General features: G+C 66.7%; 10 protein-coding genes, 1 tRNA gene and 1 other RNA gene. 6 read left to right on the top strand and 6 right to left on the bottom strand.

Annotated features, from left to right (window positions below; genetic code table 11):
* The coding region (locus tag OQ789_RS12305; protein ID WP_324686054.1) for a non-ribosomal peptide synthetase at window positions 1-9,492 on the top strand (9,492 nt) is incomplete at its 5' end.
* 406 nt (window positions 9,493-9,898) lie between these two features.
* On the top strand, window positions 9,899-10,681 hold the full coding sequence (locus tag OQ789_RS12300) for a class I SAM-dependent methyltransferase (protein ID WP_324686077.1): 783 nt from the start codon (window positions 9,899-9,901) through the stop codon (window positions 10,679-10,681).
* Here OQ789_RS12300 and OQ789_RS12295 read toward each other — a convergent pair.
* Both OQ789_RS12295 and OQ789_RS12290 read right to left on the bottom strand, forming a co-directional pair.
* On the bottom strand, window positions 10,678-12,411 hold the full coding sequence (locus OQ789_RS12295; RefSeq protein ID WP_324686053.1) for an AMP-binding protein: 1,734 nt from the start codon (window positions 12,409-12,411) through the stop codon (window positions 10,678-10,680). The two genes, OQ789_RS12300 and OQ789_RS12295, sit on opposite strands and share 4 nt — an antisense overlap.
* Window positions 12,412-12,543: 132 nt before the next feature.
* Entirely contained in the window at window positions 12,544-12,981 is a 438-nt protein-coding gene (locus OQ789_RS12290; protein ID WP_324686052.1) for an SRPBCC family protein, read from the bottom strand.
* 80 nt (window positions 12,982-13,061) lie between these two features.
* Here OQ789_RS12290 and OQ789_RS12285 point away from each other — a divergent pair, with 80 nt between their 5' ends.
* Window positions 13,062-14,453 (top strand): FAD-binding oxidoreductase, encoded by a 1,392-nt coding sequence (locus OQ789_RS12285; RefSeq protein ID WP_324686051.1) that lies wholly within the window; start codon window positions 13,062-13,064, stop codon window positions 14,451-14,453.
* The gene (locus OQ789_RS12280; protein WP_324686050.1) at window positions 14,450-15,760 is read left to right on the top strand and encodes a class I SAM-dependent methyltransferase; all 1,311 of its coding nucleotides are present in this window, start codon (window positions 14,450-14,452) and stop codon (window positions 15,758-15,760) included. The genes OQ789_RS12285 and OQ789_RS12280 overlap by 4 nt, the downstream gene beginning before the upstream one ends.
* 58 nt (window positions 15,761-15,818) lie before the next feature.
* Here the strand turns inward: OQ789_RS12280 and OQ789_RS12275 are convergent, their stop codons facing one another.
* From OQ789_RS12275 to ffs, 3 genes are all read right to left on the bottom strand, one after another.
* Window positions 15,819-17,735, bottom strand: a complete 1,917-nt coding sequence (locus OQ789_RS12275; protein ID WP_324686049.1) for a DNA polymerase III subunits gamma/tau — start codon at window positions 17,733-17,735, stop codon at window positions 15,819-15,821.
* A 127-nt stretch (window positions 17,736-17,862) separates the two neighbouring features.
* Complete coding sequence (locus OQ789_RS12270) at window positions 17,863-19,149, bottom strand: aminotransferase class I/II-fold pyridoxal phosphate-dependent enzyme (protein WP_324686075.1); 1,287 nt, start codon at window positions 19,147-19,149, stop codon at window positions 17,863-17,865.
* Between the two features lie 87 nt (window positions 19,150-19,236).
* Window positions 19,237-19,333, bottom strand: an RNA gene (gene ffs, locus OQ789_RS12265) — signal recognition particle sRNA small type.
* 76 nt (window positions 19,334-19,409) lie between these two features.
* Between ffs and OQ789_RS12260 the strand changes: the two genes are divergently transcribed.
* Together OQ789_RS12260 and OQ789_RS12255 are read left to right on the top strand one after the other, a co-directional pair.
* A tRNA-Ser gene (locus OQ789_RS12260) sits at window positions 19,410-19,498 on the top strand.
* A gap of 89 nt (window positions 19,499-19,587) precedes the next feature.
* Window positions 19,588-20,430, top strand: coding sequence for a hypothetical protein (locus tag OQ789_RS12255; RefSeq protein WP_324686048.1), 843 nt, complete (start codon window positions 19,588-19,590; stop codon window positions 20,428-20,430).
* Between the two features lie 9 nt (window positions 20,431-20,439).
* On the opposite strand, the gene OQ789_RS12250 is transcribed toward OQ789_RS12255, so the two are convergent.
* Window positions 20,440-20,820 (bottom strand): hypothetical protein, encoded by a 381-nt coding sequence (locus tag OQ789_RS12250; protein ID WP_324686047.1) that lies wholly within the window; start codon window positions 20,818-20,820, stop codon window positions 20,440-20,442.
* Window positions 20,821-20,915 lie beyond the last annotated feature (95 nt).

Raw genomic sequence — 20,915 nt, 5'->3', positions numbered from 1 at the left:
ATCGCCCGCGAAGACCGGCCCGGCGACAAAAGACTGGTCGGCTACCTCACCGGCACCGCCGACCCGACCACCGCACGCGCCGCACTGGCCCAGCGGCTGCCCGCCTACATGGTGCCCGCGGCGATCGTGACGTTGCCGACCCTGCCGCTAACGGTCAACGGCAAACTCGACACCCGCGCCCTACCGGCACCCGAATACCAAGCGGCCGACCACTACCGCGCCCCGACCAACCCCACCGAAGAAATCCTGGCCACCATCTACGCCCACACCCTCGGACTACAGCGAGTCGGCGCCGACGACTCCTTCTTCGACCTCGGCGGGGATTCGCTGTCCGCGATGCGCCTGGTCGCCGCGATCAACGCCGGCCTGGAAGCCGACCTGGAAGTGCACACCGTGTTCGACTTCCCGACGATCGGCAAGCTGACGCCCCACATCCGCGGGCAGCGGGGCCGGCGTAAGCCGTTGGGAGCCGTCGAGCGGCCCTCGATCGTGCCATTGTCGTTTGCCCAGAACAGGCTGTGGTTCCTCGACCAGTTGCAAGGGCCCTCAGCGGTTTACAACATGCCGATGGCTTTTCGCTTGCGCGGGCGTCTTGATGTCGACGCGCTGGTTGCGGCGCTGGCCGATGTGGTGGGCCGTCATGAGAGCCTGCGCACACTAATTGCGGCCCCCAGGGGCATACCCCAGCAGCAGGTCGTTGCCGCCGAGCGGGCGGATTTCGGGTGGGAACTCGTCGACGCCGCCGCATGGTCGGCAAGCCGGCTGGGGGAGGCCATCGAACAGGCGGCGCGTCACACGTTTGACCTGACAACCCAGATCCCGCTGCGGGCAAAGCTTTTCCGCGTCTCCGATGACGAACACGTGTTGGTGGGCGTGGTGCACCATATCGCCGCCGACGGCTGGTCGATCACCCCGCTTGTGCGTGATCTGGGTATGGCGTATGTCAGCCGGCGCGCGGGGCAGGCCCCGGGCTGGGCTGAATTGCCGGTGCAGTACATCGATTACGCGTTGTGGCAGCGCGAACAGTTTGGTGATCTGGACGACCCGCACAGCCTCATCGCCGGCCAGCTGGCCTATTGGCAGGAAGCCCTGGCCGGGATCCCCGAGCACCTGCACTTGCCGACCGATCGACCCTATCCGCCGGTGGCTGATCAGCGCGGCTCCACGGCAGCCGTGGACTGGCCCGCAGAGCTGCAGCAACAAGTCCGCAAGGTGGCCGGTGAGCACAACGCGACCAGCTTTATGGTGCTGCAGGCCGCATTGGCGGTGCTACTCTCCCGGCTGAGTGCGAGTTCTGATGTGGCAGTGGGGTTCCCGATCGCCGGGCGAGGCGATCCGGCACTCGATGAGCTGGTCGGGTTTTTCGTCAACACCCTGGTCTTGCGGGTCGATCTGGCCGGCGATCCCAGCTTCGCCGAACTGCTTGGCCAAGTGCGCCGGCGCAGCCTGGCCGCCTACGACCGCCAAGACGTGCCCTTCGAGGTGCTCGTCGAGCGGCTCAACCCCGCCCGATCGCTGACCCATCACCCGCTCGTCCAGGTGATGTTGGCCTGGCAGAATCTTCCCGGGCAGGACGATAACGACCCCGCCGCCGCATTGATGTTGGGCGATCTGCAGGTCACCCAGATGCAAGTAAACACCCACACGGCGCGCACGGATCTGGCGTTTTCCCTGACCGAACGGTTCACCGCGGCCGGAGAGCCCGCCGGGATCGGCGGGGCGGTGGAATTTCGCACCGATGTTTTCGACATGGCAACCGTGGGCGCGCTCATCGAGAGGTTCGAACGCGTATTGGTGGCGATGACCGCCAATCCGGAGCGGCGGCTGTCGTCGGTGGATGTGCTGGACGCCGCCGAGCACGCCCGGATCGATGAACTCGGCAACCGGGCGGTATTGGGCGGGCCCGCACCGGCGCCGGTGTCGGTTCCGGAGTTGCTCGCATGCCATGTAGCCCGCTCCGCGCAGGCCGTCGCGATCCGCGACGGCGGCCGCTCAAAGACGTACCGCGAACTCGACGAGGCGGCGAACCGGCTGGCACACCTGCTGGCGGCTGACGGTGTTCGGTCGGGTTCGTGTGTGGCACTGCTGTTGGAGCGGTCCGCGGCGGCGGTCGTCGCAATGCTGGCGGTGCTCAAGTCCTGCGCGGCCTATCTGGCGATCGACCCCGGGCTGCCCGATGCCCGGGTCAAGTTCATGATCACCGATGCCGGGCCGGTCGCCGCCATCACCAGCGCGGGCCTGCGGTCGCGGCTGGAGCAGTTCGACCTACTGGTCATCGACGTTGACGATCCCGCTGCGGACAGCCAACCCGGCACGTCATTGCCGGCGCCAGCGCCAGCGCCAGCGCCAGACGACATCGCTTACCTCATCTACACATCGGGCACTACCGGGGTCCCCAAAGGCGTGGCCATCAGCCACCACAACCTGACCCACTTGGCGCAGTCACCGCCCCCACATCTACCCGGCGCACAGGTGTGGACTCAATGCCACTCTTATGCCTTCGACTTCTCGGTATGGGAGATCTGGGCTGCGCTGCTCGGCGGTGGGTGCCTGGTCGTTGTACCCGAGGAGATAACGGCCTCACCAGAGGATTTTCGCGCCTTGTTGGTCAGCGAGCAGGTCAACGTGCTCACCCAAACCCCCTCCGCGGTGGCGGCACTCGCACCGCAGGGCTTGGATTCGGTGGCGTTGCTGCTCGGGGGCGAGGCCTGCCCTGCCGAGTTGGTGAATCAGTGGGCACCGGGTCGGGTGATGATCAACGCCTATGGCCCGACCGAGGCCACGGTATACGCGTCGATGAGCGCGCCATTAAAGGCTGGGCCCACGGGGTCGGGTGCGGCGCCGATCGGGACGCCGGTGTCCACCGCGGCGGGATTCATTCTCGACGAATGGCTGCGCCCGGTGCCGCCCGGGGTGGTCGGCGAATTGTATGTGGCAGGCCGCGGCGTGGCTGTCGGTTATGTGCGACGGGCCGGGCTGACCGCGTCACGGTTTGTGCCCTGCCCCTTCGGCGGACCCGGGACACGGATGTATCGCACCGGTGATCTGGTGCGGTGGGGTCCCGATGGTCAGCTGCACTACCACGGACGCGCCGATGATCAGGTCAAAATTCGCGGGTACCGCATTGAGCTCGGTGAGATCCAGGCCGCACTGGCCGGCCTGGACGGTGTGGAGCAGGCGGTAGTCGTCGCTCGCGAGGACCGTCTCGCCGACAAACGCCTGGTCGGCTACATCACCGGAACAGCGGACCCGGCCGAGGCACGTGCGCAGCTGGCTGAGCGGATCCCGGCCTATATGGTTCCCGCCGCGGTAGTGGTTCTCGACGCGTTGCCGTTGACGGTCAGCAACAAACTCGATACCCGCGCCCTGCCGGCACCGGTGTACCGGGATGTCGATCAGTACCGCGCCCCGACCAACGCGGTCGAGGAGGTCCTGGCCGGCATCTACGCCCAGGTGCTGGGGCTGGACGGGGTAGGGGTCGAGGAGTCGTTCTTCGACCTGGGCGGGGACAGCATTCTGTCGATGCAGGTGGTAGCCCAGGCCCGGGCGGCCGGACTGACATGTCGGCCGCGCGACATCTTCGTCGAGCAGACTGTGGCCCGGCTCGCCCGAGTTGTCGTGGTGGCCGGCGATCACACCGGCCCCGTCGATGAGGGTGTGGGGGCTGTGGTGGCCACGCCGATCATGCGGTGGCTACATACCGTGGACGGCCCTATCGACCAGTTCAACCAGGCGATGGTGGTGCAAGCACCGGCCGGGGTCACCGAGGCCGACGTGGTGATCATTCTTCAGGCGCTGCTGGACCGGCACGCCATGTTGCGGCTGCGTGCCGACGACACCGGCGGCCGCTCACTTCAGGTGCCCGATCCGGGTTCGATCGACGCCGATGCCTGCCTGCTCACCGTCGACGCGCTATCCGACGACGTACTGTCAGAGGCCCGGTCGCGGTTGAACCCGGCCGCCGGGGTTATCCTCAGCGCGCTGTGGGCGACCGGCACCGGCCAGTTGGCGCTGATCATTCACCACCTGGCCATCGACGCGGTTTCTTGGCGAATCCTGTTGGAGGACCTCAACATCGCGTGGGCCCAGCACCACAACGGGCAATCGATCGTCCTGCCCACAGTCGGGACCTCATTTGCCCGGTGGGCATCGCTGCTCAACGAATACGCCCACACCGCCGCAGTCATCGGCCTGGCCGGCAGCTGGCGAAAAGTGTTGGCGACGCCGGCCGCATTGCCGGCAGTACAACCCGAACTGGATACCTATGCCAGCGCTGGGCATCTGACGGCAGCACTGGATGTCGAGACGACCCGCCTACTGCTCGGCGAGGTACCCGCGGCGTTCCACACGGGGATAAACGACATACTGCTGATCGCATTCGGGTTGGCCTGGGCCGAATGCTCGGGCGCCCGGGGCGGGGTGCCGATCGGCGTCGACGTCGAGGGCCATGGCCGCCGTGACGACCTGTACTCCGACGTCGACGTGTCGCGCACCGTGGGCTGGTTCACCACCAAGTACCCGGTGGCGTTGAACGTCGGGGGGGCGGGCGCCGCGCTGCGCTGGACGCAAGTGGTGGCCGGCGAAGCGGCGCTGGGTGCGGTGATCAAGGACGCCAAGGAACAATTGCGTGCCGTGCCCGACGGCCTGACCTATGGGCTGCTGCGCTACCTGAATACGGACATCGAACTGACGGGTGCCGACCCGACGATCGGATTCAACTATCTGGGCCGGATGGGCACGGCAACCGCCGAACTCTCCGACGAGCTGTGGCGGGTCAGCCAGGACGCCGTGTCGGTTGTCGCGGCCGCCACCGCTCCGATGCCGCTGGGACACGCCCTGGAACTCAACGCGGGCACCGTCGACTCCGAGGCCGGCCCGCGTCTGCATGCCAACTGGACATGGGCCCGCTCAGCGTTGGACGACGCCCAGATCGACAGACTCAGCCGGCTGTGGTTCGACGCCCTGGCCGGCATCTGCGCGCATGTCAAACACGGCGGCGGCGGACTGACCCCCTCTGATATCGTCCCCGCCCGGCTGAGCCAACGCCAGATCGACGAGCTGCACCAACAGCACCGGGTCGCCGACATCTTGCCGCTGACGCCCGTGCAGCGGGGACTGCTCTTTCACGCCGGCATGACCGGCAGCCACGCCGACTTGTATGCGATGCAGTTGGACATCAGCGTCACCGGCCCGCTGGATCCGCAGCGCCTGCGCGCCGCCGTGCAGACCATGATCAACCGCCATCCCAACCTGGCCGCCCAGTTCTGCGAACGGTTCGACGAGCCGGTCCAGATCATCCCGGCCGACCCGATGGTGGAGTGGCAATACCTCGAACTGGACTCCGAGGAGCGGATCCAGCGGGCGTGCGCGGCCGACCGCGCAGCAGTGTGCGACCTCGCCAATCCCCCGGCCTTTCGAGTGGCTTTGATCCGCACCGCCGAGGAGCGGTACCGGATTGTGCTGACCAATCACCACATCGTGCTCGATGGCTGGTCGCTGCCGATCCTGCTGGGCGATATCTTCGCCGACTATTGCGGACAGCGGCTGCCCGCGGCCACGCCGTACCGCCGGTTTGTCACCTGGCTCGCCGATCGAGACCTCGAGGCCGCGCGCACAGCCTGGAGCGAAGTGCTGACCGGCTTCGACACCCCCACCCTCGTAGCCCCGCCGGGCCGGTCAGGGCTGGGGCCACGCGGCGCGATCTCGGCTCGGGTGACCGAGCAGACCACCAGGGCACTGGTCGAGTTGGCGCGCTCATGTCACACCACCGTCAACACGGTGTTGCAGGCCGCGTGGGCGCGGCTGCTGATGGGGCTGACCGGCCACCAAGACGTCGCCTTCGGCACCGCGGTCTCCGGCCGGCCGGCCGAGGTGCCGGGCGCCGAAATGATCGTCGGTCTGTTGATCAACACGGTGCCGGTACGCGCGACCATCACACCGGCCACCACCACCACCGAATTGATCGACCAACTACGGAACCACCACAACCACACTCTGGAACACCAACACGTCGCGCTCACCGAGATCCACCGCGCCACCGGCCACAACCAACTCTTCGACACCCTGTTCGTCTACGAGAACTACCCGGTCGACGCCGCCGCGTCCTTGGATATCCGTGAGTTGGCCATCACCGGCATCGCCACCCGCGAATCCACCCACTACCCCCTGACGCTGCAAGTGCTGCCGGGCGAGGAACTGGGCCTTCGCATCGAATTCGACGCCGACGTATTCGACTCGGCCGGCATCGAAACGCTCACCGCGCGGTTGCAGCGCGTGCTGGCGAGCATGGTCGCCGACCCAACGGCACGATTGGCGGCGATGGATGTGCTGGATGCAGATGAGCACGCCCACCTCGATGCGATCGGCAACCGCGCGGTGTTGAGCCGGCCAGCACCGGCGCCGGTGTCGATTCCGGCTTTATTCGCCGTGCAGGTGGCGCGCACGCCCGAAGCGGTGGCGGTGACCTTCGACGGCCGCTCACTGACGTACCGCGAGGTTGATGAGGCATCGAATCGGTTGGCACACTTGCTGATCGGCCAGGGCGCGGGCCCCGGCCGGTGTGTGGCGCTGCTGTTCAACCGGTGTGCCGACGCGATCGTCGCGATCCTGGCAACGCTGAAAGCCGGGGCCGCCTATTTGCCGATCGACCCCGCGCACCCGCCGGCCCGAATCGAGTTCATGATGGCTGACGCCGCACCGATCGCCGCGGTGACCACCACCGGGCTGGCCGACCGGCTACCCGAGTGCGGCCTACCCGTCATCGATAGCGAGGACCCGCGCATCGATACCTACCCAGATACGGGCCTGCCGACGCCGAGTCCCGATGACGTCGCCCACGTCATCTACACCTCAGGCACCACCGGCGTGCCGAAAGGTGTTGCCGTCAGCCACCACAACGTCACCCGGCTGTTCGACTCGCTCGACGTCGGCCTGCAACCGGCGCCGGAACAGGCGTGGACGCAGTGCCACTCCTACGCCTTTGACTATTCGGTCTGGGAGATGTGGGGCGCGCTGCTGCACGGCGGACGCCTGGTGGTAGTGCCCGAGTCGGTGGCGGGCTCACCGGACGACTTCCACGCACTACTCGTTGCCGAAAAGGTCAGCGTCTTAAGTCAAACCCCCTCGGCGGTGGCGGCGCTCTCGCCCGAAGGTCTGGGATCGGCGACGTTGATGATCGCCGCTGAGGCCTGCCCGGGTGAGGTGGTGGATCGATGGGCACCCGGGCGGATGATGCTCAACGGCTACGGCCCCACCGAGACCACGGTGTACGCGACGATCAGTGCCCCCTTAAAGGCCGGACCGGCGGGGTCGGCGGTCGTGCCGATCGGTGCGCCGGTGCCGGGGGCGGCGTTGTTCGTGTTGGACGGCTGGCTGCGCCCGGTGCCGGTCGGGGTGATCGGCGAACTATATGTGGCCGGCCGCGGCGTCGCGTGTGGGTATGTGCGCCGGGCCGGGCTGACCGCCTCGCGGTTTGTGGCATGCCCGTTCGGCCGAGCAGGAGCGCGGATGTATCGCACCGGGGATCTGGTGCGCTGGGGCGCCGATGGCCAGCTGCAGTATGTCGGGCGCGCCGATGAGCAGGTCAAGATACGCGGTTATCGCATCGAACTCGGCGAGATTCAGGCGCAACTGGCCGGCGTGGACGGGGTAGAGCAGGCGGTGGTGATCGCCCGCGAAGACCGACCCGGCGACAAGCGTTTGGTCGGCTACGTCACCGAGTCGGTCACCGCGGCAGTGGACAGTGCCGCGGTGCGTGCGCAGCTTGCCGAGCGGCTCCCGGCCTACATGGTCCCTGCCGCCGTGGTGGTGGTACCGGCGCTGCCGTTGACGGTCAACGGCAAACTCGACAGGCGCGCCCTGCCGCCACCCGAATACCAGGGTGGCGTGTACCGCGGCCCCGACGACGCGGTCGAAGAAATCTTGGCCGACATCTACGCCGAGGTGCTCGGTTTGGAGCGGGTCGGGGTCGACGATTCGTTCTTCGACCTCGGCGGGGACTCGCTGACGGCGATGCGCCTAGTCGCCGCCATCAATCAATCCCTGGATTGCAACGTGGCGGTGCGTATGATCGTCGATGCACCGTCCGTCAGTAGTCTGCGCCAAGTGTTTGATCGCGAAGGCAAGCTGCTGGAAGTGATTTCGGCCGTGCACCCGATCTGCGATCAATTCTTTGCGAGCGTGCACGGCGCCGATACCAGCGAGGTGCACGCGAGCGATCTCACACTGGATAAATTCATCGACGCACCGACGCTGACAACGGCGCCGACGCTGCCCCGGGCTCGAACCCAGGTGCGGACGGTCCTGCTGACCGGGGCCACCGGTTTCCTCGGGCGCTACCTGGCCCTGCAATGGCTCGAGCGGATGCAACTCGTCGGCGGCAGGCTGATCTGCCTGGTGCGAGCCGAGTCCGACGATGAGGCGCGGCGCCGCCTGGAGAACATCTTCGACACTGGTGACCCCGGCCTGCTGTCCCACTTCCAGGACTTGGCCGCCGACCACCTCGAAGTCATCGCCGGCGACAAGGCCGCAGCCAACCTTGGACTGGAGCCGCAGACCTGGCAGAGGCTGGCCGACACCGTCGATTTGATCGTCGATCCCGCGGCCATGGTCAACGCCGTGCTTTCCTACCGAGAGTTGTTCGGGCCCAACGTCGTGGGTACCGCCGAACTGATCCGGCTGGCACTCACAACCAGGATCAAGGCCTACACCTATGTGTCGACTTCAGACGTCGGCCGCCAGATCGGGCGGTCGGCGTTCACCGAGGATGCCGATATCCGGGTTGTCAGCCCCACCCGCGTAATCGACGCAAGCCTGGCCAACGGCTACGGCAACAGCAAATGGGCTGGCGAGGTGCTCCTACGCGAGGCCCACGACCTGTGCGGCTTGCCGGTCGCGGTGTTTCGCTCCGGCATGATCCTGGCCGACACCACGTACGCGGGCCAGCTCAAGGTATCCGACACAGTGACCCGGATGATATTGAGCGTCCTGGCCACCGGCCTCGCACCCCGTTCGTTCTTCCAACTCGACGCCGACGGCGCTCGGCAACGCACACACTTCGACGGCCTGCCCGTCGAGTTCGTCGCCGAGGCGATCGCCACACTGGGTGGCCGGATGGCCAACGGATTTGCGACCTACCACGTGATGAACCCGCACGACGACGGCGTCGGACCCGACGAGTATGTCGACTGGCTCATCGAGGCCGGCTACCCGATCCAGCGCATCGACGATTTCCGGGAGTGGTTGCAGCGATTCGAGGCCGGGCTGCGCGCCCTGCCGGATCAACAGCGTCGGAATTCGGTGCTGCAGCTGTTGCTGTTGCGCAACTCCACCCAGTTGCAGCCCCTCGATCCGAGCCGCGGGTCCTTCGCGCCGACCGACCGGTTCCGCGCCGCGGTGCACGAAGCAGAAATCGGCGCGAATGATATCCCGCACGTCACGGCGCCGATCATCATCAAATACGCCACCGACTTGCAACTGCTTGGACTGCTCTAGCCCGTTCGTCATTCACGTCGTCGCCGGAACTCCGTTGGTGTCCAAAGTCTTCCGCGCCGACACGGCCATATAGTCAGTCGATCGTTTGAGCGATACGTTGCGGCATCGAGTGCCAGTGTCTTCCGTCACTTCCACGACCGCGTCATCCATCTTTTCATTTCCTTGCCAAATGCTCTTGGCCGTAACGGGATACACCCCTTCCCGGATCGATTGCACGAGAACATCGCCGGCTCGGCGTCGGCGAGGTGCATTTATCCTTCGGGAAATCGATGGTGATGGTGGCGTATTGTTGCCGTGGCGCGCGGCAGTCCGTCAGGTCTCACGCCGTACGACGATGCCGGTGAGACATGGCGGCAGCAAAACGGATTGGGCAAAACGCGGTCGATGACCGTCGCAATAGTCCATGATGGTCTACGTGGAGAGCGGCGCCCTCGACATTGTCAGGATGCCCCGAGGCGGTCCGGACGCCTCCTGGCTGGACCGTCGGTTGCAGACCGAGCGGCTGGAATACCTTGACCGCGACGACGTCGACGACCGGAAGCACAAGGTCGTCCGCTCACTCGATCGCGCCGGACGGCGCCGCTTCATGGGTGCTCACGAGAAGTTGGCCAGGATAGCGCTTGCTGAGGTGGCCGATGTGCCCTCACCAAAGATCCTCGAACTCGGGGCCGGCCTCGGTGGCCTGTCGAGCAAACTGCTCGACCTTCACCCCACCGCTCATGTGACAGTCTCCGACATCGACCAAGCATTCGTTGCCACCGTCGCCGCCGGCGACCTCGGCAGTCACCCGCGCGCCACGGTGCGGGAGATGGACGCGACCGCAATCGACGCCCCAAACGGGGATTACGACCTCGCGGTGTTTGCGATGTCGTTACACCACCTGCCCCCTGCAATGGCGGCCCAGGTGTTCGCCGAAGGGACCCGGGCCGCGCGCAAGCTGTTGATCATCGACCTCCGCAGGCCGCCGGCACCGCTTCACGCACTGGTGTTGGCGGCGGTGCTGCCGTTCACCGGGATCATCCCGGTGGCACACGACGGGGTTATCAGCCAGCTACGCGCCTACAGCCCGTCGGCGATAAGTGCGCTCGCCCATCATGCCGACCCGGCGATTGCGATCGAATTCCCCAAGCTAGGGATGGGCCCGACTGTCGCGGTTGCCAGTCGGGCTCGGCAAACTGGCGATCGCTAGGTCTCGAATTTCTCAACCTCCACACGTTTAAATCCACCATTTTGATAAAGCTGCACACAGGATTGTCGCCTGACTTTCCCGCTTGTTGTGATGGGTATCGAGCCCGGGGCTACCAGTACCACGTCCCGAACGCTCAGGCCGTGCGCATTGGATATCGCCGTGGTGACCGCTTCCTTGATATCGCGCAGGTTTTCGGCGACGTCCGGCTCGGCCTGGCCTCGCTGTTTGAATTCGAGGATCACGACGAGCGTTTCTGTGGGTTCGTCCGTGACAGCTATGGCTGCGGCCCGGCCCCCCGATATCTCCTGGACGGTTGCCTCGATGTCGTCGGGATAGTGGTTGCGCCCGCGCACAATCAAAAGGTCCTTGATGCGGCCGACGATGAACAGCTCATCTTCGGAGACGAAACCGAGGTCTCCGGTCCTCAACCAACGATCTTCGGGTGTACCGGGCGAAGGGGCGGTAATCGTCGCGGCGAAGGTCTGCTGCGTCTCGACTGGTCTGTGCCAGTAGCCGCGACTGACGTTGTCACCGTGCACCCAGATCTCACCGATCATTCCCGCCGGCTTCTCGGTCGCGGTCTCCGGATCGACGATCCGCACGGTCGGCGACTGCGGCGTGCCGTAACTGGCCAATGGCGTACCGCCCTCACATCGTTTCGCCTGGCCGGCCGCTAACTTCTCGTGCTCGAAATGGACGAAATCGGGCGGCAGGCCCGGCGGGTGGGTGGCTACGAACAAGGTTGCCTCGGCAAGGCCATATGAGGGGCGTATCACCGACTCGGGAAGGTTGGAACGTGCGAACCGCCGGGTGAAGCGCCTGATCGTCAGCGGGTTTACCCGCTCGGCACCGCTCAGGATGTACAGCACATCCCCGAGGTCGAGCCCGGCCATATCGTCGTCGGATGTTCGTGCTGCCGCGAGTTCGAAAGCGAAATTCGGGGCCGCGGACAACACTTGCGGATTGCGTGCCAGCAATTGCATCCAGCGCGCAGGCCGCTGCAAGAACGCTATCGGACTCATGATCACCGTCGGCCAACCACCCAGAATCCCGGCGCACAGACCCAGCATCAAACCCATGTCGTGATAAAACGGCAGCCACGACACCGCGGAATGTGGCATCCGGTAATCGGGAAGATATCCCGACACAATCTGCTCCCAATTGGCCGACAGATTGCCGTTCGAGACCATCACCCCCGCCGGCATCCGGGTCGACCCGGACGTGTACTGCAGATACGCAACGTCCGGTCGGCTATCTGGCCGTGGGCAGGATCCTTTCAGGGATTCGCCCAGCGAATCGACTTCGATGATCGAGGGAGCGGGATTGTCTGCAATTGGCCGCGCATAAGGAACGACGTCCTTTACCACCGCGGATGTCGTGAGAATGACAGAAGGTGACGCATCCCGCAGCACCGCCGTCACACGCTCGTCGTGAACAGCAACCGCTGGAACCGAAAGCGGAACCGCGATGCGTCCAGCTTCCAGGGTTCCGAGAAATGCAACGATATAGTCGAGCCCTTGCGGCGCCAATATCACAGCCCGGTCACCGGTCGACCCGCACCCTTGTAGTTCCCGTGCGATGTTCAGCGAGCGCCGATACAACTGCGCCCATGTCAGGGTCTTGGCAACACCATCCCAATCTTCTTCGTAATCGAGAAATGTGAACGCCGTTTGATCCGGCTGCAAACTCGCGTGCTCGCGCAGGGCGACGCGAAGGGGAGAGTCGATCATAGGCAAGCCCCTCGCCTGCTGAACGGCGACAATGCACCGAGCTTAGGGCAAATCGCGGTCGCATCGCGGCCAGACCGCGAAACGCGACAACGGTTCGGCACTTCCCCGTTTGACTGAGTTGGCCAACCCTTTCTAGCTCTCCAGCTCTTTCTTCAGGTTCGCCAGCACTTCGCCTTGAATCCTCTTCAGCCCCAAGGGCGCAAAAGTCTTCTCGAAGAAGCCCTTCACCCCGCCCGCACCGGTCCAGGTGGTCTTCACGGTGACGCTGGAGCCGGGTCCCGCGGGGGCCACCGTCCAGTTGATCACCATGGACGAGTTCGCGTCCTTCTCGATCACGGTGTGCCCGGCCAGGTCGACGTCGACCTGCACGTCGCGCACCCGCGACTTGGTGGCCTGCAGCCTCCACTTGGCGACCGTGCCCGGCCCCTGCCCACCCTGCAGCACCTGGTAGTCGCTGTACTGCGGGGAGAGAATTTTCGGACGGACGGTCTGATAGTCGGCGACGGCGGCAAGGGTTGCCGCGGGCTCCGCGTTGATCAAGATGGTGCTCTCAGCGCTCACCTGTCCCAAGATGGCCCTCCTCAATGCTGATTTCCCGCTGCTATCCCTCATGTCGGGTGCACGGGCTGTTGTCGAAGACTAGGGTATATGTGGTGCCTGTCCCTGGATCTGCACTCTCGGCCTATGCGTCTGGCGTCGACCGGATGCTGGCAAGCTATCGCTCCATCCCCGTGACGTCCGCCGTCCGGTTGGCCAAGCCGACGTCAAATCTGTTCCGCGCCCGCACCAGTCGCGATGCACCGGGTCTCGACACGTCCGGGTTGACCGCCGTCCTGAGCGTGGATCCCGACGCGCGCACCGCCGACGTGGCCGGCATGTGCACGTATGAGGACCTGGTGGCCGCGACGCTGCCGTACGGTCTGTCGCCGCTGGTCGTCCCGCAGCTCAAGACCATCACCCTCGGCGGCGCGGTCAGTGGACTGGGCATCGAGTCGTCGTCGTTCCGCAACGGTCTGCCGCATGAATCGGTGCTGGAGATGGACATCCTCACCGGCGCCGGCGAATTGCTCACCACGTCGCGCACCCAGCACCAGGACCTGTTCCGTGCGTTCCCGAATTCCTATGGGACGCTTGGGTATTCGACCCGGCTTCGGATCGAGCTGGAACCCGTCGCGCCGTTCGTTGCGCTGCGGCATATTCGATTCCGTTCGCTGCCCGATCTGATCGCGGCCATGGAACGCGTCATCGACACCGGCGGACAGGGCGGGACGCCGGTCGACTATCTGGACGGGGTGGTCTTCGGCGCCGACGAAAGCTATCTGTGCGTGGGCCGGCGGACCAGCACGCCCGGCCCGGTCAGCGACTACACCGGCCAGAACATCTACTACCAGTCCATCCGGCACGATGGCCCGGGCGTCGAAGCCACCAAGGACGACCGGCTGACCATGCATGACTACTTCTGGCGCTGGGACACCGATTGGTTCTGGTGCTCACGGGCGTTCGGCGTGCAGAACCCGCGGCTGCGGCGCTGGTGGCCGCGCCGCTACCGGCGCAGCAGCGTCTACTCGAAGCTGATCTCACTGGACCGCCGCTTCGGAGTCTCCGACCGCATCGAAAGGCGCAATGGACGGCCGGCAAGGGAAAGGGTGGTGCAAGACGTCGAGGTGCCGGTCGAACGGACCTGCGAGTTCCTGGAATGGTTCCTAGGCAGCGTCCCCATCACGCCGATCTGGTTGTGCCCGTTGCGTTTGCGCGATCACGACGGCTGGCCGCTGTATCCGATGCGCCCCGATCACACGTACGTCAACGTCGGCTTCTGGTCGTCCGTGCCGGCCGGCGCCACCGAGGGTGCGACCAACCGGATGATCGAAGCCAAGGTCGGTGAACTCGACGGGCACAAGTCGCTGTACTCCGACTCCTTCTACTCCCGCGACGACTTCGACGAGTTGTACGGCGGCGAGGCCTACAACACCGTCAAGAAGACCTATGACCCCGATTCTCGTTTACTCGACCTCTACGCAAAGGCGGTACAACGGCGATGACGACAACCAGGCAGCCCCACCACTCGTCGACCGGCAAACTCAGCATGGCCGAGATCCTCGAGGTGTTCGCCGCGACCGGGCGACATCCGCTGAAGTTCACCGCCTACGACGGCAGCGTCGCCGGAAGCGAGGACGCCGAACTGGGTTTGGATCTTCGGACCCCGCGCGGCGCCACCTACCTGGCCACCGCACCGGGCGAACTCGGCCTGGCCCGCGCCTACGTGGCGGGCGACCTGCAGGCGTACGGGGTGCATCCGGGTGATCCCTACCGGTTGCTCAAGACCCTCACCGACCGGGTGGAATTCAAGCGGCCGCCGGCGCGGGTGCTGGCCAACGTGGTCCGATCGCTGGGCTTCGAGCGGCTGCTGCCGGTAGCGCCGCCACCACAGGAGACGCCGCCCCGGTGGCGGCGGATCGCGGACGGGCTGACCCACACCAAAACCCGCGACGCCGAGGCCATCCACCACCACTACGACGTCTCCAACACCTTCTACGAGCTGGTGCTGGGTCCGTCGATGACGTACACCTGCGCGGTGTATCCCGAGGCCGGCGCCACGCTGGAAGACGCCCAGCAGAACAAGTACCGGCTGATCTTCGAAAAGTTACGACTGCAGCCGGGCGACCGCCTGCTCGACGTCGGCTGCGGCTGGGGAGGCATGGTGCGCTACGCCGCGCGCCGGGGCGTACGGGCGATCGGCGCGACCCTGTCGGCCGAGCAGGCGAAGTGGGCGCGGCGGGCGATCGCGGACGAAGGGCTCGCGAAGCTGGCCGAGGTGCGGCACTCCGACTACCGCGACGTCCGCGAGGAGCAGTTCGACGCCGTGTCCTCGATCGGGCTGACCGAGCACATCGGCGTCAAGAATTACCCCGCCTACTTCGGGTTCCTGAAGTCGAAGCTGCGCACCGGCGGTCTGCTGCTCAACCACTGCATCACCCGCCACGACAACACCTCGACCTCGTTCGCCGGCGGGTTTACGGATCGCTACGTCTTCCCCGACGGCGAACTGACCGGCTCAGGCCGCATCACCACCGCGATCCAGGATGTGGGCTTTGAGGTGCTGCACGCGGAGAACCTCCGCCATCACTATGCGATGACGCTGCGCGACTGGTGCCACAACCTGGTCGAGCACTGGGACGTGGCGGTCGCCGAGGTGGGCTTGCCGACCGCGAAGGTGTGGGGCCTGTATATGGCGGCTTCGCGAGTGGCGTTCGAGCAGAACAACCTTCAGTTGCATCATGTGCTGGCGGCCAAGGTCGACGCGAGCGGCGACGACGATCTGCCGATGCGCCCCTGGTGGACGCCCTAGCGACGATCGGGAACGCGGCGTAGCCGGGCGAAGCGGGTCGGCGCCATCGGGTAACTCGCTAGCCGCCGTCGATGCGGCGGGCGCCCAGCTCGTTCTGTAGCAGCTCGAGCGCGACCTCTTCGGGGTCGCGGCGCGGCGCCGACGGGTCGGTGCGACCGGCCTCGGCGAGCATGTGCTCCTCTTCGTCGCGCCGCGCGGATTCCACGTCGGGCGCGGGCTCGGCCACGCCACGAACGGCCTGGCCGGCTCCCCCGCCGGCGGTGGGCGGCGCCGCGACCGGTGCCCCGGCCTCGCACCGCACCCGCCAGTCGACGCCCAGTGCGTCTTTGAGCGCTTCGGCGATGACGTCGGTGTTGCGCTGTTCGCAGAGCCGCTTGGCCAGCGGCGCTGATTCGTGGCTCAGCACCAGCGTGTTGCCCTCGATGGCACGGACGGTCGCCCCCGCGAGCATCACCTCGGTGGTGCGGCTGCGCTGGCGCACCTTGTCGCGCACCGTCGGCCACATCGTCCGCACCGCGGCGGCGTTGAGTTCACCTGGCGCAGAAGGTGTTTCGATCACCGGCGCCGGTTCGGAGACCGCGGGCGCCGGAGCCGCTTCGGCGACGGCAGCCGGCTTGGCGACGGCAGCCGCTTCGGCGACGGCAGCCGGCTCGGCGACGGCAGCCGCTTCGGCGACGGCAGCCGGCTTGGCGACGGCAGGAGGTTCGGCCTTGGCAGCGGCCGTCGCAGAGCGTCGCGTGAACCGGGCGGGTGTTTCGGGTTGCGCCGCCGCAGGCACGCTGCGAGGCACCGCGGCGGGGACTTCAGAGGCGGGGATGGACAGATCCAGCCGGGTCTCGATTCGCTCCACCCGTTGGAGCAGCGCCGATTCGGTGTCGCTGGCCGAGGGCAGCAGCAGCCGCGCACACACGACTTCCAGCAGCAGACGCGGCGCCGTCGCACCGCGCATTTCCCCCAGACCCGCCTGCACCACCTCGGCGTAGCGGGTCAGGGTTGCCGGGCCGATCCGGGTCGCCTGGTCACGCATCCGCTCCAGCACGTCCTCCGGCGCGTCGACCACCCCGCGGCCGGCCGCATCCGGTACGGCCTGCAGCAGGATCAGGTCGCGAAACCGCTCGAGCAGGTCGGTGGCGAAGCGCCGCGGGTCGTGGCCGGCGTCGATCACCGACTCCACCGCACCGAACAGCGCCGCCGCATCGGCGGCGGCGAGGGCGTCGACGGCCTCGTCGATCAGCGCCATGTCGGTGGCGCCGAGGAGGCCCAGCGCCCGCTGATAGGTCACATGGGCGCCCTCGGCACCGGCCACCAGCTGATCCAGCACCGACAGGGTGTCGCGTGGCGAGCCGCCACCGGCGCGGATCACCAGCGGGTAGACGGCGTCGTCGACGGCGACACCCTCCTGCTCGCAGATCCGCCCGATCAACGCCCGCATGGTCTTCGGCGGCAGCAGCCGGAACGGGTAGTGATGGGTGCGGGACCGAATCGTCGGCAGCACCTTCTCCGGTTCGGTGGTGGCGAAGATGAAGATGAGGTGCTCGGGAGGCTCCTCGACGATCTTGAGCAGCGCGTTGAACCCCGCGGTGGTCACCATGTGCGCCTCGTCGACGATGAACACCCGGTAGCGCGACTGGGCAGGCGCGTAGAACGCGCGATCGCGCAGTTCACGGGTGTCGTCCACGCCGCCGTGGCTGGCGGCGTCGAGCTCGACCACGTCGATGCTGCCCGGCGCGTTGGGCGCCAGCGCCTGGCACGAGTCGCAAACCCCGCACGGCGTGGCCGTCGGGCCATGGACGCAGTTCAGCGACCGGGCCAGAATGCGTGCGGACGAGGTCTTTCCGCAGCCGCGCGGCCCGGAGAACAGGTACGCGTGGTTGATCCGGCCCGCTTCCAGCGCGATCGACAGAGGCTCGGTGACGTGCTCCTGCCCCACCACTTCGGCGAAGGTTGCCGGCCGGTACTTGCGGTAGAGAGCCACGGTCAGCAGGCTACCGGCGCCGTGCGACGATGCGCGCCGCGGAGGGTTGGCGAACGGGTGATCAGGCGGTCCGGATACCCAGCACCGCCACCGGGGTGTGGCTCAGGTGCAGATTGCAGCGCTCAGTTCACACCGACGTGGACGAGGCGAGCAGCGACTCCGACGCGGCCAGCAGCGCGCAGGTCGCCAGCCCGTCGACGGCGTCGCGCAGGTCCGGCAGCGCCGGGAAGGTCGGCGCGATCCGGATGTTGGTGTCCCGCGGATCTTTGCGGTACGGGAACGACGCCCCCGCCTCGGTCAGCGCGATGCCGGCGTCCTTGGCCAGCGCGACGGTCCGCTTCGCCGTGCCGGGCAGCACGTCGAGGCTGATGAAGTAGCCGCCCTTGGGGTCGGTCCACGAGGCGATCTTGGAGTCGCTCAGCCGCTGATCCAGGATCTCGGCGGCCAGAGCGAACTTCGGCGCCAGGATCTGCTGGTGCCGCAGCATGTGCAACCGCACCCCGTCGGCGTCGCGGAAGAAGCGCAGGTGCCGCAGCTGGTTGACCTTGTCGGGTCCGATCGACTTCTTTCCCGCGTATTGCAGGTACCAGGCGATGTTGCCAAGCGATCCACCCAGGAAGCTCACGCCCGCGCCGGCGAAGGTGATCTTCGAGGTCGAGGCGAACACGTAGGGCCGGTGGGGGTTGCCGGCCGCCGCCGCCAGCCCGAGCACGTCGACCTGCCGGATGAAGTCGTGTGTCAGAGTGTGCACCGCGTATGCGTTGTCCCAGAACAGCCGGAAGTCGGGCGCCGCGGTCCGCATCTGGACGAGCCGCAGGACCGTGTCCCAGGAGTAGGTGACCCCGGTGGGATTGCCGAACACCGGCACCGTCCACATGCCCTTGATGGCCGGGTCGGCCGCGACCAGCTCTTCGATCAGGTCGACGTCCGGCCCGTCGGACAGCATCGGGACGGGAATCATCTCGATGCCCATCGTTTCGGTGATGGCGAAGTGCCGGTCGTAGCCGGGCGCCGGGCACAAGAACTTGATGCTTGCTTCGTCCTTCCAGGGCCGCTGCGAGTCCACGCCGCCGTACAGCATCGAGAAGGCGACGACGTCGTGCATCAGTTCCAGGCTGGAGTTGTTGCCGGCGATCAGGTTCTGCACCGGGATGCCGAGCAGTTCGCCGAAGATGGCCCGCAGCTCGGGCAGGCCGTGCAGGCCACCGTAGTTGCGGGTGTCGGTGCCCTCGCTGTCGCGGTAGTCGTCACCGGGCAGGCTGAGCAGGTCGTTGGACAGGTCCAGCTGAGCGGGAGCGGGTTTGCCGCGGGTCAGGTCCAAGGCGAGCTTCTTGACCTGCAGATCCGCGTAATCCCGCTGGTGACGGGCGTTGGCGGCCGCAAGCTCGGCCGGGGTGAGGGACTCCAGCGACACCATGAACCCTTTCGCCGTCGAAGGCTGGAAACCAGTGGTGATCGCGAGCGCCGTGGAGCCGGGCGAAGCGAATCGCCACTGAGGTGGATATAGGGGACCCCGCGCACCCGACAGAGCCCATTGACCCTTGCTGCCTTCCGGCCCTGGGGGAGTTCACAGGATAGACGCCGCGCGGGGTCCGGCGCCGAGTCTAATACCTGTCCCGGAGTCGACGACGAGCAACTGGCGGGGGCCGTCAGGCCCTCGGTTACCATGGCCACGGAGGATTCGCCTAGTGGCCTATGGCGCTCGCCTGGAACGCGGGTTGGGTTAACAGCCCTCGCGGGTTCAAATCCCGCATCCTCCGCCATTGGTCCGCCATGCGGACAAGTACGAATTGGTATTGATTCGGGTCGGCCGCCTTTAGGCTGGCGTGAACTCATCGGCACGAGGAGGGGCATGGGGCGCAAGGTCGCCATCCCGTGGCACGCGTTGTTTTCGATCGCTGCCGGTGTCCTCTACTTCTTCTTTGTGTTGCCCCGCTGGCCGGAGTTGATGGGCGAGACCGCGCACACGTTGGGGACGGCGCTGCGCATCGTGACGGGCGCGCTCATCGCGCTCGCGGCGCTGCCCGTGGTGTTCACCCTGCTGCGCACCCGCAAGCCCGAGTTGGGGACGCCGCAGCTGGCCCTGTCCCTGAGGATCTGGTCGATCGTGGCGCACGTGCTGGCCGGGGTACTGATCATCGGGACGGCGATCAGCGAGATCTGGCTGAGCCTGGACGCGGCCGGGCGGTGGTTGTTCGCGATCTACGGGGCGGCCGCCGCGCTCGCGCTGCTCGGCATTTTCGCCTTCTACCTTTCCTTCGTCGCCGAGCTGCCCCCGCCGCCGCCCAAACCGATCAAGGCGAAACAGCCGAAGAAGCGTCGTGGGCGCAAGAAAGGCCCCGAGACCGAAGCCGACGAGGTCGAGGAGGCCGAAGAAGCCGACGAGGCTGACGAGGCCACGACGGACCGGGCAGAGGCCGAAGACGCCGGGGAGACCGAGGAAGCCGAGGCTGAGCCCGCGGCGGCCCCGAGCGAAGCCACCGCGGAAACGGTCGAGTCCAAGACCGCGCCGGAGCCGACGACCGAGGCGGCACCCGTCGAGGACACCGAGGTCACCGGCGACACCGACGGCGCGGGCGACGCGTCGAAGGCCAAGTTGCGCAACCGCCGTCCGACCGGCAAGGGATCGCACCGGATGCGGCGCAGGCATTCTCCGGCCGGCGTGGCCTTGGACGAAAACGTCGACGAGGACTAGAGCGCCCACTCAGCGGCGGGCCACCGCGATTACCACCGGGATGGGTGTGTTCTCGTCGGTGTGATAGCTCGCGCAGACGCGGTGGTAGCCGTCGGCGATCTGCAGCGCCACCCCGGTCATGAAGTCGCCGCGCACCAGCAGGATCGGGGACAGCGGCAGACCCTTTTCGATCTTGGTCAGGTCCGCGGCGACGTGGGGATTGTCCACCGGCAACAGGCCCAGCTGCGCCGCCCGCAGGATGTCTTTGGCCTTCCGGTGCGTCACTGTGCCGGATTTCAGCTTCTTGATCACCTTCTTCACGGTCTGCGCGCCCGCAAGCATGGAGAGGTAGTCGGCGGCCGCCGGAAAGTCATGGGCCTCAGGCTTTTCCAGCCATTTCACGCTGAGCATCGCGTTACTCCCTTCGCCGGCTCCGACATCGACGCAGCCTACCGGCTCGACCCGCGAGGATCCCGGGAGCGGGATGCCGCCGAACTGCCGGCGGA

Source organism: Mycobacterium sp. 94-17 (genome assembly GCF_035617725.1).
Lineage (GTDB): Bacteria > Actinomycetota > Actinomycetes > Mycobacteriales > Mycobacteriaceae > Mycobacterium.
This window is presented reverse-complemented; position numbering and strand designations above follow the sequence as displayed.

What these genes read in the sequence shown, in the direction of transcription:
- OQ789_RS12300 (WP_324686077.1), top strand. Translation starts at nt 9,899, where the DNA reads ATGGTCTACGTGGAGAGCGGCGCCCTCGACATTGTCAGGATGCCCCGA.
- OQ789_RS12295 (WP_324686053.1), bottom strand. Translation starts at nt 12,411, where the DNA reads ATGATCGACTCTCCCCTTCGCGTCGCCCTGCGCGAGCACGCGAGTTTG.
- OQ789_RS12280 (WP_324686050.1), top strand. Translation starts at nt 14,450, where the DNA reads ATGACGACAACCAGGCAGCCCCACCACTCGTCGACCGGCAAACTCAGC.
- OQ789_RS12255 (WP_324686048.1), top strand. Translation starts at nt 19,588, where the DNA reads ATGGGGCGCAAGGTCGCCATCCCGTGGCACGCGTTGTTTTCGATCGCT.
- OQ789_RS12250 (WP_324686047.1), bottom strand. Translation starts at nt 20,820, where the DNA reads ATGCTCAGCGTGAAATGGCTGGAAAAGCCTGAGGCCCATGACTTTCCG.